Origin of the sequence: Sphingobium sp. B11D3D (assembly GCF_025961755.1) — a bacterium.
Taxonomy (GTDB): domain Bacteria; phylum Pseudomonadota; class Alphaproteobacteria; order Sphingomonadales; family Sphingomonadaceae; genus Sphingobium.
In genome coordinates, this window is record NZ_JAOQOG010000001.1 from 3,508,769 (window position 1) to 3,525,530 (window position 16,762).

Here is a 16,762-nt window from a genome sequence, read left to right on the forward strand (position 1 = left end):
CGGGCCCGCGGCTCAATAGATGCCGCCCTGCTCCCCGGCGAAATCGCGGCTCACATCGCGGCGGGTCGCGGCCGGCTTGTCCTCGCGCGCGCGCTCTTCCAGCTCATCGCGCCGCATGGAAATACGCGGCTCGGTTTCCGGCTTGAACGCCTCCCAGATGATCGCGGTGCGCGGATCGTCCGACGGCCAGCCGCCATAGACGCGCTTGCCGCTGCGCCGGTCGACCCGCACCATGCGGACGCCCGCCGGCGCCACGAACGGCGTTTTGGGCATATCCTTGAGAATGGGCGCCATGGCCGACTTCCAGATCGGCGCCGCCAGCGTGCCGCCCTGGGCATAACCGCCCATGTTGCGGGGCTGGTCGAAGCCGACATAGACGCCGGCGACGATGTCCGGCGATCCGCCCACGAACCAGACGTTGGTCGGGCCGTTGGTGGTGCCGGTCTTGCCGAACAGCGGCCGGTCCAGATCGCGCAGGCTGGTCGCGGTGCCGCGCTGGATCACGCCTTCGGTGATGTGGACCATCTGATAGGCGGTCATCGGGTTCATCGCCTGCCGCCCGCCATGAGCGAAGCGCGGCATGGCCTTGCCGTTCCAGTCATCGGCATTGCAGCCCTGGCACGGCTTCCAGTTGCGCGGCCAAATCACCTGGCCGTTCCGGTCCTGCACATAGTCCATCACCTTGGGGGTGAGCTGGCGGCCGTGATTGGCGAGCATCGCATAGGCATTGACCATCTTCTCGACGGTCGTCTCACCCGCGCCGAGCGCGAAGGCGAGATAGGGCTGGTAATCGCCGATGCCCATCGCCTTGATCGTGCGGACGACGCGGTCCATGCCGGTCTGCGCGGCCGTGCGCACCGTCATCAGGTTGCGCGATTGCTCGATGCCCCAGCGCATCGTCTGCGCGCCACCGCCCCCGCCGGAGAAGTTGCGGAAGCACTTCTGCCCGAGATTGGCGCCCTGCCACACGCAGAAGGGGCCATCGACGATGATCGAGGCGGGCGTCATGCCATTGTCGAGCGCGGCGGCATAAACGAACGGCTTGATGGTCGAGCCGGGCTGCCGCATCGCCTGCGTCACCCGGTTGTATGAAGACAGGCGCGCATCGAACCCGCCCTGCATGGCGAAGACCCGGCCGGTGTGGACGCCCTCGATCATGAAGCCGCCTGAGACGCCCGGAACGTTGCGCAGCGCATAGGCATTGCCTTCGGGCTTCACCGCGATGACATCGCCGGGCTTGAGCGAATCGAAGGTCGGCCGGCCATTGCGCCGGTCCGCGAGCAGGGCCGACGAGCGCGGCAATGTGCCGGTCTGGCCACCGGGCAGGCCGAGCGAGGCGCTGCTGCCGGACTTGTCCAGCACCACCGCGACGGTCCAGTCCGCATAATCAATGCCGAGATTGGACGCGGCGAGCTCGCTTTCCCAGCGATCCAGATTGTCGATCTTCGCGATCGGCCCGGACCAGCCCTTGCCCGAATCATAGCGCAGCAGGCCCTCGCGCAGGGCCCGCGCCGCCTGCTCCTGCATGAAAGGCGAGAGCGGCGAGCGCACCCACAGGCCGCCTGCATAGACGCTGTTGGGGCCATGCTCGGCAGCTTCACCGAACTCGGCGATCAACCGCCGCCGGATTTCCTCGATATAATAGCCGCCCACAGCACTGTAGCCGCTGCCGCGCTGCCGCACCGCGCCGAGCGGCTGCGCACGCGCTTCCCCAAACTGGCCCTGCGTGATGAAGCGGTTGCGCAGCATCTCGCCCAGCACCCAGTTCCGCCGTTCGAGCGCGCGATCCATGTGCACTTCCGGGCGATAGTTCGCCGGCCCTTTGGGCAGGATCGCGAGATAGGCCGCCTCGTGCAGCTTGAGATCGCCGACATCCTTGTCGAAATAGGCGCGCGCCGCAGCCTGCACGCCATAAGCGTTGCGGCCAAGGAAGATCTGGTTGAGGTAAAGTTCGAGGATTTGCTGCTTGGTCAGCACGCTTTCCATGCGCCAGGCGAGGATCGCTTCCTTGAGCTTGCGCGTATAGCTCACCTCATTGCCGACCAGCAGGTTCTTGGCGACCTGCTGGGTGATCGTGGAGGTGCCGCGCGGCGTCTGCCCGCTCATCAGGCCTTGGAATGCGGCGCGGGCGAGCCCCGGATAATCCAGGCCGTGATGGCTGAAGAACGTCCGGTCTTCCGCAGCCAGATAGGCATTCACCAGCATCGGCGGGAAATCGGAATATTGCAGCTGGACGCGGCGCTCGCGGGCGAAGCTGTAGACGGGCTGGCCATCGATATCGCGCACCACCGTCGGCAGCGGCGGCTGGTAATCGAGCAGCGTGCGCGCATCGGGCAGATCGCGCGCAAACAGCAGCCAGAAGAGGAAAATCGCGCCAATGAAGGCCAGCAGCGCATAAGCCAGCCAGCGCCAGCGCCGCCGCTTCATCATGTCGCGCAGGCGCGCGCGCACGGCGTCAAGACGCCCGCCCCGCTGCAACCGGAAGCTCGTCGCTTCGTTTGTCGCTTCTTCCATGCGCGCCACCTAGACCAATTCTGCCGCGTGAGGGAACCGATTTTGCGGCAGGGTGCGCGCAAATCTGGAATTCAGCGCTGCACCGATTGCCGCGCGAAATAGACCGAGACAGCGGCAGCAACGCCCTTGGCCAGTTGCAACCGGCCATCGCGCGTCGCCATCCAGCCGGCCTCGGCATTGTTGCTGACATAGCCGGTTTCCAGCAGCACCGAGGGCGTATCGGCCGATTTGAGCACGACCAGCGAGGCCTGCCGGTGATAGGGCGTGCGGAAGCGGAAATGCGGCAGCCCCTCGCGATGCAGAATCTCGGCAAAGCGCGCCGAGGATTCCATCGTGTCCCGCCGGGTCAGATCGATCAGGATCGAGCTGACCGCCGTGCTGGCGCCCGAGAGGTCGACGCCATTGATGATATCCGTGCGGTTCTCGCGCGCCGCCAGCCGCGCCGCCTCGCGGTCGGACGCGACGTCGGACAGCGTATACACGGTGGCGCCGCGCGCCTCCCCGTCTTGCGCGGCGTCCGCGTGAATCGAAATGAACAGCCCGGCGCCCAGCTTGCTCGCGATGCTGTAGCGCTCCTGCAGGATGAGGAAGCGATCGTCCGACCGGGTCAGCGCAACGCGGATGCGGCCGGTCTTGAGCAGTTCATCCCGCACGGCCTGCGCGATGGCCAGCGTCAGATCCTTCTCGCGAATATCGAGGCTGGCATTGTAGGCCCCGGGATCGTGCCCGCCATGGCCGGCGTCGATCACCACCAGCGGGCGGCGCGGGTCTTTCGGCCCTTCGATCGTCGGCAGGGGCACGGCCGGCGCAGCATCCGGAATGCGCACGACAAGGCGCGGCCCCTTGGGCGGGCGGCTCATATGGTTTGTGAGGTCGCCAGCGCCGGACACAGGCGCCCAAGACACAGGCGCCAGCCCCTCGTCCGACGGCGCGGCAAGGCTCAGCACAAGAGCAGAAAATGCGGTCAACAGGGCCATGGAAGGCGACTTTTGCCGTCCATGCGGCGCCAGCGCCAGCCAAAAGTTAACCGGCCGGCAAGGCTCTTGCGTGCAGGGTGCCGCCGCGTTGGTAAGCAGCCTGGCTTGGTCTGGCAGCGCGGGGCCTTCTGCTTTTCCACGTTGCTCTGCGGAGCAAGCCCTGCTAGCGCTTCGTTCTCCCGGACAACCCGCTGTGCCCGACTGGCGCGCGGTGGGGATTTTTCCGGTTAATCATCGCCTTCTGGGCGATCCGACAGGTTGATGTTGCATGGGGCATGGCTTGATGAGCTTGGAGCGCGCGAAAGCGGGCCTTCAGCCGCGAGCACTGTTCAAGCCGGTATCCGCAGGACGCGGACATGCCCAGGCGACAGACACGCAATCCTTTTTTGAAAACCGGGGTTTTCAGCGCCGCTGCCGTGTCGACACGACACGCAAGAGCGCGCCCCCCTACATGACACCGGGTCGCCATCCCCGCTTGCGGCGCATGGCGATGACCGGCTGGAGAGACTTTAATGACAATGCGTATGCTGATCGATGCGCGCCACCGGGAAGAGACCCGGGTCGCGGTCGTAACGGGGAACCGGATCGAGGAGTTTGATTTCGAGAGCGCTGAACACAAGCAGCTCAAGGGCAATATCTATCTCGCCAAGGTTACCAGAGTCGAACCCTCGCTGCAGGCGGCGTTCGTCGATTACGGTGGCAATCGCCACGGTTTCCTCGCCTTTTCGGAAATCCACCCAGATTATTACCAGATCCCCCGCGAGGACCGTGAGGCGCTTCTGGCTGAAGAAGCCGCGCACGCCGCCGAAGAAGCCGCCCTGCGCGGCGATGTCGACGACGAGGATGATCATGGCGAGGATGGCGTAGAAGTCGTCGAGCGCCCCAATCTCGACGAAGACGAAGAGAGCGAAGGCGAAGCGCCGGCCCGCAAGCAGAACGGCAAGGGCAATGAGCAGGCCGCAGAAGAAGTGCGCCGCAAGCGCATGGCCCTGCGCCGTCGCTACAAGATTCAGGACGTCATCAAGCGCCGCCAAGTGCTGCTCGTCCAGATCGTGAAGGAAGAGCGCGGCAACAAGGGTGCGGCGCTGACTACCTATCTCAGCCTCGCCGGTCGCTATTGCGTGCTGATGCCCAACACCAGCCATGGCGGCGGCATCTCGCGCAAGATCAGCAACGGTGCGGATCGCAAGCGGTTGAAGTCCATCATCGCCGAGATGAAGCTGCCCAACACCATGGGCTGCATCGTGCGCACGGCGGGCCTCTCGCGCACCAAGACCGAGATCAAGCGCGACTTCGACTATCTCGCCCGCCTGTGGGACGAGATTCGCGAGAACACGCTCAGGGCCGCCGCGCCGGAGCTGATCCACAATGACAGCGATCTCATCAAGCGCGCCATCCGCGACATCTATCACCGCGATATCGAGGAAGTGATCGTCGAGGGCGATGAAGGCTATCGCCAGGCGAAGGACTTCATGAAGCTGCTGATGCCGAGCCATGCCCGGCGCGTGAAGCAATATGCCGATCCGGTCTCGCTGTTCCAGCGCTTCGGGGTCGAGGACCAGCTCGCCGCGATGTATAATCCGGTCGTCCAGCTCAAGTCCGGCGGTTATCTGGTGATCAACCCGACCGAGGCCTTGGTGTCGATCGACATCAACTCGGGCCGCTCGACGCGCGAGCACAGCATCGAGCAGACCGCCACGGCCACCAATCTGGAAGCCGCGCGCGAGATCGCCCGCCAGCTGCGCCTGCGCGACATGGCCGGCCTCGTCGTCATCGACTTCATCGACATGGAGCACAACTCCAACATCCGTAAGGTCGAGAAGGCGATGAAGGAGGCGCTCAAGGACGATCGCGCCCGCATCCAGGTGGGCCGCATTTCCGGTTTCGGCCTCATGGAAATGAGCCGCCAGCGCCTGCGCACCGGCGTGCTGGAAGCCTCGACCCGGCCCTGCCCCCATTGCGAGGGCACCGGTCTCGTCCGCACGGCATCCTCGGCGGGCCTCTCGGCCCTGCGCATGCTGGAAGAGGAAGCCGCGCGCGGTCGCGGGAGCCAGATCACCCTGCGCGCCAGCCAGGAAGCGGCCTTCTACGTGCTCAACAACAAGCGCCGCGAACTCGATGAGATCGAGAACCGCTATGGCGTGACCATCCTCATCCTGCCCGATGGCGAGATCGAGGGCGCCCGCATGTCGGTCGAGGCCAGTGGCCCGCGCCCGACCATGCAGGTCAGCTATGCCCCCGTCATCACCGAAGAGGTGGAGGACGAAGAGGACGAGATCGAGGACGTCGAGGAAGAGGAAGAGGCCGCTGAAGAGCGCCAGCCTCGCGCAGACGACGAAGGTGGCGAGGGACGCAAGCGCAAGCGTCGCCGTCGTGGTCGCCGTGGCCGGCGTGACCGGGACGACCAGTCGCCGCAGGACAGCGATGGCGCTGCGTCCGACGAGGATGACGACGCGCAGGCCGATGCCGATGAGCGCGATGACGAGCAGGCCGAAGCCGGCCCGTCCGAATCGAGCGAGGCCGAAGGGTCTGACGAGGCACCGCGTCGCGGTCGCCGTGGTCGCCGTGGTGGTCGTCGCCGGCGGGGCGGACAGAGCGACGGTGCAGACAATGGCGCCGAAGCCAGCGAAGGCGAGACGGACGACACAGACGCCGCGCCGGTCGCATCGGTCGACGCCGCCGAGGCAGTGCAGGAGACGGCCGAGCCCGCATCGCCCGAGCCCGCTGCGCAAGCGGAGGAAGCGCCTGCGCCCAAGCGCCGTCGTCGCACCCGCAAGGCCGCCGAAGCCGCTGATGAAGCCGTGACGGTCGAAGTCTCGCCGGAACTGGCCGAGACCCCGACCGCCGAAGCGCCTGCTGCTGAAGCACCGACCGAGGCCGCCGAAGAGGCACCGGCTCCCAAGCGCCGCACGCGTCGCAAGACGACCAAGGCTGCGGAAACGCCCGCCGCGACCGAGGGTGAAGCCCAGCCCGAAGCTGAGGCAAGCACCGAGGCGGCAGAAGAGGCGCCCAAACCCGCCCCCAAGCCGCGCGCGCGTCGCAAGCCCAAGACCGTCGAGGCCGCTACCGAGGCGCGTGAGACGCTGGTCGCGGATGCCGCCGACACGGCAACGGACGCTGATGCGTCGGCGCAAGCCGATGGCGACAGCGGCGAAACGCCCCGTCGCGGCTGGTGGCAGCGCACGTTCGGCGCGTGACGCACACCGCCCTGCGGTCTGAGAACCGGCATGATGGATCGTCCGATCCGTCATGCCGGGTTCAGGCTCGCCGGGCTAAGGGGCCGGTCATGGATCGGCCGCTCTCCCCTCCCCGGCAGCTTGCCGGCCAGCTCAAACCCCATCATGCCCGTGAGGCGACTGTCGCGCCCTGGCTGATCGGCCGCCTTCTCGCCGTTCTTGCGCTGCTGAGCCTGCTCGCCGCGCAGCCCGCCCTGGCCCAGTCCGTCCTGCGCGATGCCGAAACCGAAGCGCTGATGCGCGATGCCTCCGTCCCGATCATCCGGGCCGCCGGGCTCGATGAGCGCAATGTGCAGATGCTGGTGATCAACGATCCCAGCCTCAACGCCTTCGTCGCGGGCGGACAGATCGTCTGGTTCCACAGCGGCCTGATCGCCGAGGCCGATGATCTCAATCAGGTGCAGGGCGTGATGGCCCACGAGCTCGGCCATATCGAGGGCGGCCATATCGTGCGCTTTGCCGATGGCGCGCGGGAAGCCACCGGCATCCAGCTCGTCTCGCTGCTGCTCGGTGCGGCGGCGATGGCAGCCGGCGGGGGCGAGGCCGGCATGGGCATCATGGCGGCAGGTCAACAGGCCGCCATGGGCCGCTTCCTCACCTTCACCCGCACGCAGGAATCGAGCGCGGACGCCGCCGGCGCGCGCTATCTCAAGGCGGCCGGCATCAGCGGCAAGGGCAGCATCGCCTTCTTCCAGAAGCTGCAGAATCTCGAATATCGGCTGTATGTGCCGCAGGACACCTATGTCCGCACCCACCCGCTCTCGCGCGACCGCATCTCGGCCCTGACGGCGCTGTATGAGAATGATCCGGCCTGGAACAAGCCGACCGACCCGGCCTTGGAAGCGCGCTTCCAGCGTGTGCGCGCCAAGCTGATCGGCTTCGTCAGCGAGCCGGAAAAGACCCTCAAGCTTTATCCGCCCTCGGACCAGAGCCTGCCCGCCCATTATGCGCGGGCCTATGCCTATCATAAGAGCGCCTTCACCGAGAAAGCGCTGGCGGAAGTCGATACCCTGCTCAAGGCCGCGCCGCACGACCCCTATTTTCTGGAGCTGCAAGGGCAGGTCATGCTCGAATCCGGCAAGCCCGCCGATGCCATCCCGCCGCTGCGCGAGGCCGTGCAGCGCACCAATGGCGAGCCGCTGATCGCCGCGATGCTCGGCCATGCGCTCGTCGCGACCGAGGATGACAGCCATCTCGACGAAGCCGAGCGCGTGCTGCGCAACACGGTCGCGCGGGATCGGCAGAATCCGTTTGCCTGGTATTCGCTCGGCGTCGTCTATCAGCGCAAGGGCGATACCGCCCGCGCCGCGCTCGCCACGGCCGAGCGCTACTCGATGGAAGGGCAGGACGCCCTCGCCCTGCGCCATGCCGATGTAGCACTGGCCGGCATCCAGCCCAATTCACCCGATTATCTGCGGGCGCAGGACATTGCGATGGCCAGCCGCGCCTCCATGGAAAGGACACGAAAGAAATGACGAACAAGGCAGGCGCGGGCGCGCTGTTCCGCGCAGCCGGGGTGATCGTGTCCGCGCTGGGCACCCGCACCGGCGAGCGCAAGCGCGGGCGGATGGTGATGCCGGCTATGGCCGTTGCGCTGCTCGCCGGCGGCGCCGCGGTGACCTATGCTGCGACCAATCAGAGCCCAGCCATGCCGACGGCGGACCGCGCCGCCATCGAATCGGTGGTGCGCGACTATATCCTCGAGCATCCCGAGATCATCCCGCAGGCGATGGAACGGCTGAAGGCCAAGCAGACAGCCGGCACGGTCGATCAGAACCGGTCCGCGCTGGAAACCCCCTATCCGGGCGCATGGGAAGGCGCGGCCCAGCCCAAGGTCACCCTCGTCGCCTTCATGGATTATGCCTGCGGCTATTGCCGCGCCGCGCTGCCGCATATCGAGGAACTGGTGAAGGCCAATCCCGATCTGCGCGTCGTCTATCGCGAACTGCCGATCATTGCCGATGGCAGTGCCAATGCGGCGAAGGTCAGCCTGCTGGCCGCCAGCGAGAACAAGTTCATGGCCTTCCACAAGGCGATGTACGCGGCCGGCGGCGTCTCCTCGGACGCCATCCTCAAGGCCGCGCGCACGGCGGGGCTGGATGCCGACAAGGCGAAGGCCGCCATCGCGGCCAAGGGCGGCGATGATGAGTTCATGAGCAACATCCGCCTCGCCCAGGCCCTCGGCGCGGAGGGCACGCCTCTGTTCGTGGTGGGCGATCAGGTGTTCAACGGCCTTGTCGGCACCGAGACGCTACAGGCGGCCGTGGACAAGGCGCGCACCAAGGGCTGATTGACCGGAAACGGCTCAGTCGGCGCCGTTCAAGAGTCCCGGCCGGACATTGGAGGCCCCCTCCGCTGCCAAGAGGGGGCCTCCCTTTGCACTGGCCTCCAATGCCCGGACGGTGGGACGAGAGGCGCGCAAAGTGACGGTCAGGACTTGGTCCTGATTCCGATCAGTGCGTAGAGCGGGCAGAAGCTGACGAACGCGGTGAGCAGCGGCACCAGGCCGATCCAACCCCACGGCGTTCGCGGGCCGACAAAGACGAGCGCGATCAGCCCGAGGCCAATCAGAATCCGGATAATCCGGTCCAGTCGTCCGATGTTCGCAGCCATGGCCACAGCCCTCTCACCATTTCATCTGATGGTGATGCTAGGCGGGTGGCGGGCGCCTGACCTTGATGAAGATCAAACAGGCGCAATCTCAGTCGTTCAGGCTCAGTCCCGCAGGCGCAGCGCGTAGATTTTGGGCCAGTTCTTGCCGGTGACGTAGAGAAGCTGCGCCTTGGCATCCCACGCGATGCCGTTCAGCACGCCCTCGCCGCTCGCGCTCATATTCTTCGCCACCAGCGGTTGCAGGTTGATCCAGTCGTCGATCTTGCCGCTGGCCGGATCGATGCGGGCAATGAGCGGCGAGAACCAGATGTTCGCGTAGAGAACGTCGCCGACTTGCTCCAGCTCGTTGAGAAAGCGCACAGGCTCGCCTTCCCATGTGACGGTGACGCGGCGCTGCTCCTTGTAGCTCTCGGGATCGAGAAAGCGCAGGTCCGGCGTGCCATCGCTCATGATCAGCGCGTTGCCATCATGAGTGAGGCCCCAGCCCTCGCCGGTGTAGCGGAACGAGCCGATCGGCTTCAAATCCTTGCGGTTCCAGACGAAGCCGGTCTCGTCCTTCCAGGTGATGCTCACGATCCGGTCGCCCCAGATCGTACTGCCCTCGCCAAAGACATCGGCGCGCATGGGCCGCCGCTGCAGGATCTTGCCGTCGCTCAGCCGCATGATCCGCACATCCGACTCGCCGACCTGGCCGGTGGTTTCGTAGATCAGCTCGCCATGGATGGTGAGGCCCTGGGTGAAGGCTTTTGTATCATGCGGCAGTTCTCGCACGATCTCCCATTTGATCTCCGCCTGCGCTGGCCCCGCGCTGAAGACGAGGACGAGGAGCGCGAAAAGCACCCGCTTCATTCGGCGTCTTCCGCGAGCGCATCGGCCTGCCAGGCCGGCAGCGCGAGGCTCTCAAGCGAATCGACCGGTCGATGATCCACCGCCAGCCCCAAAGCCGGATAGGCAATGCGCAGCCGAGCCGGGTCGGACCGGTCGAGCGGCACCACCACAAGCCGCCGGTTCACCTTGTTCCGATAGTGCATCCGCGCGGTATTCTCCTGCCCGACATAGCAGCCCTTGCCATAATCGACGCCGTGCAGCTCTTCCGCGTTGCATTCCAGCCAGAGGGTCTTGTCCTCGCCCAGCTCCGCCACACCCTCGGGCACGCCCTGAGCCAGCCGATGCGCGCGATAGAAGTCCGAAGCGTCGCCCTCCCCCGCTGGGGCCAGCCACCGCCAGCCCAGCGCGGCGAGCCGGGGGTCGGCGGAGGCACCCTCGACCGGATCGGTAGACCAGTGCGCGGCAAGCCCTTCCTCGATGCCGATGGTGACGGGGCGGCGCAGCCGGTACAGCGTCAGCCTGCGGGCCAGCGCCTCGGCGCGGGATGCCTCGCAATCGATGAGCACATCCTCTCCGCCCGCCGGATTGGCCCAGAGCAGCATGTCGTAGAGCGCCTTGCCCTGCGGCGTGAGCAGCCCGGCATAACGCGGCGCGCCCGGCTGCAGGCCGAGCACATCCTGCGTGAGCAGGCCTTGCAGGAACGGCCGCGCCTCCGCCCCGCCGACACGAAGGATGGCCCGATCGCGCAGCGTGGTTGCGAGAGGCGGCGTGGCAAGGGGGGTGGTGGCGGACATGCGCTTTAGGTAGGGGGAGAGGAGCACCAAGCCAAGAGAGGTTCGCGCGATGGCCCAGACATTCGACCTGCTGCTGAAGGGCGGCACCGTCCACCTCCCGAGCGGCCCGGCACGCGTAGACGTGGGCGTCACCGCCGGCAGCATCGCGGCGATCGGCACCAGCTTGGGCGATGCGGGCGAAACGATCGACTGCACCGGCCTCGACGTGCTGCCGGGCGTGATCGACAGCCAGGTCCATTTCCGCGAGCCGGGGCTGGAGCATAAGGAAGATCTCGAATCGGGCAGCCGGGCCGCGGTGCTGGGCGGCGTCACCGCCGTGTTCGAGATGCCGAACACCAATCCCAATACGGACACTGCCGAGCGCGTGGCCGACAAGCTCAAGCGCGCCCATCACCGCATGTGGTGCGACCATGCCTTTTATGTGGGCGCGACCGGCGACAATGCCGAGCAGCTCGGCGAGCTGGAGCGCATCCCCGGCACGGCGGGCGTGAAGATCTTCATGGGCGCTTCCACCGGCAGCCTGCTGGTCGCCGAGGACGAGGCCCTCGCGCGGGTGCTCGCCCATGGCCGTCGCCGCGTCGCCGTGCACTGCGAGGACGAGGCGCGGATGAATGCGCGCAAAGATGAGCGGATCGAGGGCGATCCGGCCAGCCACCCGGTCTGGCGCGACGATGAAAGCGCGATGATGGCCACCCGCCGCATCGTGAAGCTGGCGCGCGAAGCCGGCCGCCGCATCCATGTGCTGCACGTCACAACGCCCGCCGAGCTGGAATTCCTCAGCCAGCACAAGGATGTCGCGACCTGCGAGGTGACGCCGCAGCATCTCACGCTGGCGGGCGAGGATGCCTATCCGCGCCTCGGCACCTATGCGCAGATGAACCCGCCGATCCGCAGCGCTGCCCATCGCGAGGGGCTGTGGCACTGGGTCGGCCAGGGCGTGCCCGATGTGCTCGGCTCCGACCACGCGCCACACACCAAGGAAGAAAAGGCCAAGACCTATCCTGCCAGCCCGAGCGGTATGCCCGGCGTGCAGACTTTGGTGCCGCTTTTGCTCGATCACGTGGCGAACGGCCGCCTGACGCTGCAGCGCTTTATCGATCTGACCAGCGCCGGACCGCAGCGCATCTTTGGCCTGGTCGGCAAGGGCCGCATCGCGACCGGCTATGATGCCGACTTCACCGTCGTCGACCTCAAGGCGCGCTGGACGATGGGCGCGGACTGGATGGCCTCGCGCTGCGGCTGGTCGCCGTTTGAGGGCATGAGCGTGACCGGCCGTCCGATCGGCACCATCGTGCGCGGCCATCGGGTGATGTGGGACAACCAGCTCGCCAATGAGGCGGTAGGCGAACCGGTGCGCTTCGAGGCGACCGAGTTCCCCGGCCACTGAGGCAAAGGCAAAAGGGGGAAGGCGGGGCGATGGCGACAACGCGGAGCACCACGAGACGCAAGGCGCCCCGGCGCAAGGGCCTGGGCTTTCCCGGCAATCCCACCAGCCTGCCGGGCAAGCTGTTCCGCTGGCTGCTGATGCTCATCCTCGCCTTCATCGGCATCTCGTTGCTGCAGGTGCTGGTCTATAAAGTCGTGCCGGTGCCGGTGACGATCACCATGCTGATGGACAAGAACGGCATCACCAAGGACTGGACGCCGCTGTCGGACATCGATCCGGACATGCCGCGTGCCGCCATTGCGGGCGAGGACGCCAAATTCTGCCAGCATCACGGCTTCGACACCGATGCCATCCGGCAGGCCATGCAACAGAACGCACGCGGCGGGCGCATTCGCGGCGGCTCCACGATCAGCCAGCAGACCGCCAAGAATGTGTTTCTCTGGCAGGGCGGCGGCTTCTTCCGCAAAGGACTGGAAGCCTGGTACACGGTGCTGATCGAGGCGATCTGGGGCAAGCGCCGGATCATGGAAGTCTATCTCAACGTCGCCGAGACGGGCATCGGCACCTACGGCGTGCAGGCCGGCGCAATCCGCTACTTCAACCATGGCGCAGACAGGATGAGCCGCACCGAGGCCGCCCGCATCGCCGCCGTCCTCCCCCTGCCCAAAAAGCGCGGCGCCATCGCCCCCACCGGCTTCACCCGCCGCCACGGCAACAACATCGCCCGCTGGATCGGCCATGTGAAAGCCGACGGACTGGATGCCTGCCTGGATCTGAACTGAGCGGGCAGACGCAGTTCCCGCACAAAGAGCAAATAAGCAGCCCAACAAAAAGGGCGGAGGCATAGCTGCCCCCGCCCTTCCGGTTTCTATTCGCGGCAGATCAGAAGCTGAAGCGCGCGCCGAGGCGGACCTGATAAACCGACTGGCGGGTCTGAACGACTTCCTGCGGCGTTGTGGGAGAAGCATAGCGGTACTGTGTACATGCGGCGTTGCCGCACGTCACGGTAACCACTGCTGCTTGATATGGGAACGCGACCTGACGAAGCTGCCCCCAGTCCCGATTCAGCAGGTTCAGAACATTCTCGATGTCCGCGAACAGCGTAATCCGCGACCGACCGACAACCGCCGGAATCTCCTGCTCCATGTGAAGATCGATCTTCGTGAAGCTGGGCGAGCGTCCGACGTTCTTCGGTGCAGTTTGACCCTGGAAGTTCTTAAGGACAGATCCGTTCACGAGATCGCGAACAGCCTCGTACACAGCAGTGCTGGCATATACCACATTTGCATCGGCCGTCTGGCTGCTCACATTCGGGACATAGAGGAGATGACGACCGCCCGTGCGGTTGATCCCGTACAATTGCGAGACGCCACCAACAGCCGATGCATCGTTCATGGTGTAGCTGAATGCACGACCGTCACGCGTCTCGCCGAAAAGCTGGAAGCGCGTCTTGTAGTCGCCGAAGAACGCATGCTCGAAGCCGGCATAATATTTGAACTGCCATTTGATCTGGTCGTTGGCGGTTCCGTAAGCCGGATAATTGGGATCCACGTACACAGCATTGGTAAAGTTGGATCCCGGCGTGGAAGAAGTCAGAGGGCTGAGTTCCTTGACATCCTGCCAAGTGTAGCTGCCGCCGAACGAAAAACCGTTCTGGAACGATTTGTCGAACCGGACCACACCGACGATACTCCGCCCCTGATCCCCGTTCGTGAGCATCAGGTCTTCATTGCTGTCGGTCGGGCCAACCACGCTCACATATTTGGGGCGGCCATCCAGAGTGGTCGCGCCCGTCTTTACAAACCGGGCATTCGTAACGACCAGCGCATCCTTGACCCGCGTGTAGAGCAGATCCGCACCGAAGTTCCAGCCATCGCCCAGCGCACCAAAATCGGCACGGTAGTCAGCGGACAGGCTGAATTTCCACTGGCTCGGCAGTTTCAACTCAGGATCAAGGAGCGCTGTAGAACCGGTCGTGCCGGCAGATGCGTTTGAAACCGCGTCCATCACGGCTTGTGCGACACCTTGGCCTGTCACGTTCAGCAGACCAGCCGCTGGACCACCTGTCACGGCACCTGCGGCATTGCGCTGGATGGTCAGGCTGGACGTCACGATGCCGGTGTTGCTGTAGCTGTTGGAGACCCACACGTCCGGTGAACCGCCTCCGAACAGGCCGCCGCCGCCGCGCACGGACAACCGGTCATTTACCCGCCAGTCGAAGCCGACGCGTGGTTGCAAGACATCGCGTCCACCAAGCGTGGCCGTGTTGGTGAAGCCCAAACGATTATAAACATTGGAATTCAACGGAACGGGCGTGTTCATGTCATACACGTCCCAACGCACGCCATAGGTGAAAGTGAAGTCAGGCGTAACTTCCCAGTCATCCATGATGCCGAACGTAAACATCGTATAACGGAACTGTGCAGCAGCGTCGGAAAGCTCCTGAGAACGCGCGCCCTGATAGCGCAGCGCGCTTGCACGCCGGTTCTGGAAGTCTTGAATCGAATCGAAGTAGTAAGTGCCCAACGCATGCTGGAGGAACGCGTTATAGGTCTTCACATTCTCGAAGCCTGCCAGCAGCCGTACACGGTGGCTGTTCAGGTTAAGCTCACCGAGGAACTGCCCCGAAAAATTCTCGCTTTCCAATGCATTGAAGTGGCGCGAGGCATCCGGACCGATGTTGATAACGGGAACACCACTGGTGCAGGTCGTCGGAGAGGCCGAGACCGCCGGATCAACCTGCGATGTCTCATCAGCGCAGATCGAGAACTGGGAGAAATTCGCGCCCTGCGTCGGGTTCTGGCCGCGTGTGTACTTACGATAGGCGACGCGCGCCTCAGTCGAGAAGGTGTCCGACCAGTCACTGTTGAGCTGGAAGACGCCGGAGTGGACCTTCTCGCTCAGAATATAGTTGTTCGATGACAGCCCATATTGCGGCCGGGTCGCGCTGAACTCCGTACCTGAGTAGAAGTTATTGTCCCGCCCGGTCTGCACATAGAACGAGCCGTCATTATGGATATAGGTCAGGGCAGCGCGGTGATTGTCGGACAGGTTCGCGTCGAGCTTTACGACAACCTTGTCGTCCCGCTCTGTGTTGCTCGTCGGGACGCCACCCGCGTCATAATCGTAGACGCTCTGCGCAATGCCGGAAATCCGATCGAGCAGGCCTTGCGTGACGCCCTGAACCTCACTGCCGAAGCCCCCACCGATAGGCCCGATATTGATCGGCGTCGATTCACGCGCACGCTCGCCGGAAACCATGAAGAATAGACGGTCGGGGATGATCGGCCCGCGCAGCGTCGCGCCATAGACGCGGCTCTCGAAATCGAGATTGAGGGGCCGGTCCTTGGTGCGGTTGCCGGTCAGACCGTCGCTACTGAAGCTGTAGAAGCCGGTGCCATGCCAGTCATTGGTACCTGAGAGCAGCACCACATCGATGGCGCCGCCCTGCAAATCGCCGGCCGAGATGTCATATGGCGCGACCTTGACCGAGACCTGACCGATCGCATCGAGCGGAACCGGGCCACGACCGGTGGGCAAGCCACCATTGTTCAGACCGAAGTCGTCGGAGAACTGCACGCCGTCGACCGAGAAGCGGTTGAAACGGGGGTTCTGGCCGGCGATGGAAACAGCGCGGCTGTTCGTGAGATCGAGCGTGGCGAAAGCATCGCGACGAACCACGTCGCGAATATCGCGGTTGACCGAAGCGACACCCTCGATGTCATCGCGGGTAAACGCGCTGGCGGGACCTTGGCTGTAAGAGCCTGCGCCGGTGACGGCGGAGGCTGTCACGACGATGGTCTCACCCTCGGCTGTGAGCGCGATGGGCAGACGGAAGGTCTGGCCGGCCGTGAGATTGGCATCCGTGACGGTCGCATCGAGATAGCCCGGCGCACTGACCATGATGGTGTAAGGCCCACCAATCCGCAGGCCGCTGGTCGAGAAGCTGCCGTCGGCGCCCGTCGTCGTGCGCGAGACGGTGCCCGAGGGGACGTGCGTCACGGTGACGGCGGCGCCGGCGACCGGCGCGCCTTCTGCCGTGACAGTGCCGCGCACGGAAGAGGTTGTTTCCTGCGCATGGGCAGGGCTGATCGCCACGCAGGTGGCGATGCTCGCGGCCGAGGCAGCGAGGAAGAAGCGGAAGTTGCGCATCGAAGATCCCCTTTAGATCATCACGAAAACTGGTCTTGAGCCGTCCTGATCACGGCTGCCTTCACCCCTGTGGGCTCGGACACATCCTCTCGCCTGGTCTGCGATCCTTATGTCATCGCCCGTGTCTGGCGGACGTGACTCAATTATGACGATGGCGGGTTCATACTGGCGACCAGCCCAGTCTCGCCATTGCGAAATGAGCGGTATGTATCCGGAAAAAGGAGGAAAATTTCGCAAATCGCTCGTAACGCGGCAATAAAA

At 65.1% G+C, this 16,762-nt stretch carries 11 protein-coding genes; 5 read left to right on the forward strand and 6 right to left on the reverse strand.

Translation table 11 applies throughout. The annotated features are described in order from the left end of the window. Positions 1–12 precede the first annotated feature (12 nt). Both M2334_RS16270 and M2334_RS16275 read right to left on the reverse strand, forming a co-directional pair. Entirely contained in the window at positions 13–2,514 is a 2,502-nt protein-coding gene (locus tag M2334_RS16270; RefSeq protein ID WP_264605977.1) for a penicillin-binding protein 1A, read from the reverse strand. Between the two features lie 71 nt (positions 2,515–2,585). Beyond that, the gene (locus M2334_RS16275; RefSeq protein ID WP_319801180.1) at positions 2,586–3,491 is read right to left on the reverse strand and encodes an N-acetylmuramoyl-L-alanine amidase; all 906 of its coding nucleotides are present in this window, start codon (positions 3,489–3,491) and stop codon (positions 2,586–2,588) included. Positions 3,492–4,003: 512 nt separating this feature from the next. Here M2334_RS16275 and M2334_RS16280 point away from each other — a divergent pair. The 3 genes from M2334_RS16280 (at position 4,004) to M2334_RS16290 (ending at position 9,017) form a co-directional block, all read left to right on the forward strand. Continuing rightward, the gene (locus M2334_RS16280; protein ID WP_264605978.1) at positions 4,004–6,688 is read left to right on the forward strand and encodes an Rne/Rng family ribonuclease; all 2,685 of its coding nucleotides are present in this window, start codon (positions 4,004–4,006) and stop codon (positions 6,686–6,688) included. Between the two features lie 89 nt (positions 6,689–6,777). After that, the gene (locus tag M2334_RS16285) at positions 6,778–8,202 is read left to right on the forward strand and encodes a M48 family metalloprotease (RefSeq protein ID WP_264605979.1); all 1,425 of its coding nucleotides are present in this window, start codon (positions 6,778–6,780) and stop codon (positions 8,200–8,202) included. Positions 8,203–8,294: 92 nt separating this feature from the next. Next, positions 8,295–9,017 carry a DsbA family protein gene (locus M2334_RS16290; RefSeq protein WP_413716128.1) on the forward strand — a complete coding sequence of 241 codons (723 nt, stop codon included), beginning with the start codon at positions 8,295–8,297 and terminating at the stop codon, positions 9,015–9,017. A 140-nt stretch (positions 9,018–9,157) separates the two neighbouring features. Here the strand turns inward: M2334_RS16290 and M2334_RS16295 are convergent, their stop codons facing one another. The 3 genes from M2334_RS16295 to M2334_RS16305 all read right to left on the reverse strand — a co-directional run bounded on the left by M2334_RS16295 (position 9,158) and on the right by M2334_RS16305 (position 10,962). Further along, positions 9,158–9,340, reverse strand: a complete 183-nt coding sequence (locus M2334_RS16295; protein ID WP_264571478.1) for a DUF2892 domain-containing protein — start codon at positions 9,338–9,340, stop codon at positions 9,158–9,160. Between the two features lie 102 nt (positions 9,341–9,442). After that, entirely contained in the window at positions 9,443–10,189 is a 747-nt protein-coding gene (locus M2334_RS16300; protein ID WP_264605980.1) for a glutaminyl-peptide cyclotransferase, read from the reverse strand. After that, on the reverse strand, positions 10,186–10,962 hold the full coding sequence (locus M2334_RS16305; RefSeq protein WP_264605981.1) for a YgfZ/GcvT domain-containing protein: 777 nt from the start codon (positions 10,960–10,962) through the stop codon (positions 10,186–10,188). The genes M2334_RS16300 and M2334_RS16305 overlap by 4 nt, the downstream gene beginning before the upstream one ends. Positions 10,963–11,011: 49 nt before the next feature. On the opposite strand from M2334_RS16305, the gene M2334_RS16310 reads away from it, so the two are divergent. Both M2334_RS16310 and mtgA read left to right on the forward strand, forming a co-directional pair. Beyond that, entirely contained in the window at positions 11,012–12,349 is a 1,338-nt protein-coding gene (locus M2334_RS16310; protein WP_264605982.1) for a dihydroorotase, read from the forward strand. Between the two features lie 29 nt (positions 12,350–12,378). Further along, positions 12,379–13,131 (forward strand): monofunctional biosynthetic peptidoglycan transglycosylase, encoded by a 753-nt coding sequence (gene mtgA / locus M2334_RS16315; RefSeq protein WP_264605983.1) that lies wholly within the window; start codon positions 12,379–12,381, stop codon positions 13,129–13,131. A gap of 100 nt (positions 13,132–13,231) precedes the next feature. Here mtgA and M2334_RS16320 read toward each other — a convergent pair whose 3' ends face one another. Next, positions 13,232–16,501 carry a carboxypeptidase regulatory-like domain-containing protein gene (locus M2334_RS16320; protein ID WP_264605984.1) on the reverse strand — a complete coding sequence of 1,090 codons (3,270 nt, stop codon included), beginning with the start codon at positions 16,499–16,501 and terminating at the stop codon, positions 13,232–13,234. Positions 16,502–16,762 lie beyond the last annotated feature (261 nt).

Bases quoted from the DNA above. Each gene is read 5' to 3' on its own strand.
- M2334_RS16270 (WP_264605977.1), bottom strand. From the start codon at position 2,514: ATGGAAGAAGCGACAAACGAAGCGACGAGCTTCCGGTTGCAGCGGGGC.
- M2334_RS16275 (WP_319801180.1), bottom strand. From the start codon at position 3,491: ATGGCCCTGTTGACCGCATTTTCTGCTCTTGTGCTGAGCCTTGCCGCG.
- M2334_RS16280 (WP_264605978.1), top strand. From the start codon at position 4,004: ATGACAATGCGTATGCTGATCGATGCGCGCCACCGGGAAGAGACCCGG.
- M2334_RS16285 (WP_264605979.1), top strand. From the start codon at position 6,778: ATGGATCGGCCGCTCTCCCCTCCCCGGCAGCTTGCCGGCCAGCTCAAA.
- M2334_RS16290 (WP_413716128.1), top strand. From the start codon at position 8,295: ATGGTGATGCCGGCTATGGCCGTTGCGCTGCTCGCCGGCGGCGCCGCG.
- M2334_RS16295 (WP_264571478.1), bottom strand. From the start codon at position 9,340: ATGGCTGCGAACATCGGACGACTGGACCGGATTATCCGGATTCTGATT.
- M2334_RS16300 (WP_264605980.1), bottom strand. From the start codon at position 10,189: ATGAAGCGGGTGCTTTTCGCGCTCCTCGTCCTCGTCTTCAGCGCGGGG.
- M2334_RS16305 (WP_264605981.1), bottom strand. From the start codon at position 10,962: ATGTCCGCCACCACCCCCCTTGCCACGCCGCCTCTCGCAACCACGCTG.
- M2334_RS16310 (WP_264605982.1), top strand. From the start codon at position 11,012: ATGGCCCAGACATTCGACCTGCTGCTGAAGGGCGGCACCGTCCACCTC.
- mtgA (WP_264605983.1), top strand. From the start codon at position 12,379: ATGGCGACAACGCGGAGCACCACGAGACGCAAGGCGCCCCGGCGCAAG.
- M2334_RS16320 (WP_264605984.1), bottom strand. From the start codon at position 16,501: ATGCGCAACTTCCGCTTCTTCCTCGCTGCCTCGGCCGCGAGCATCGCC.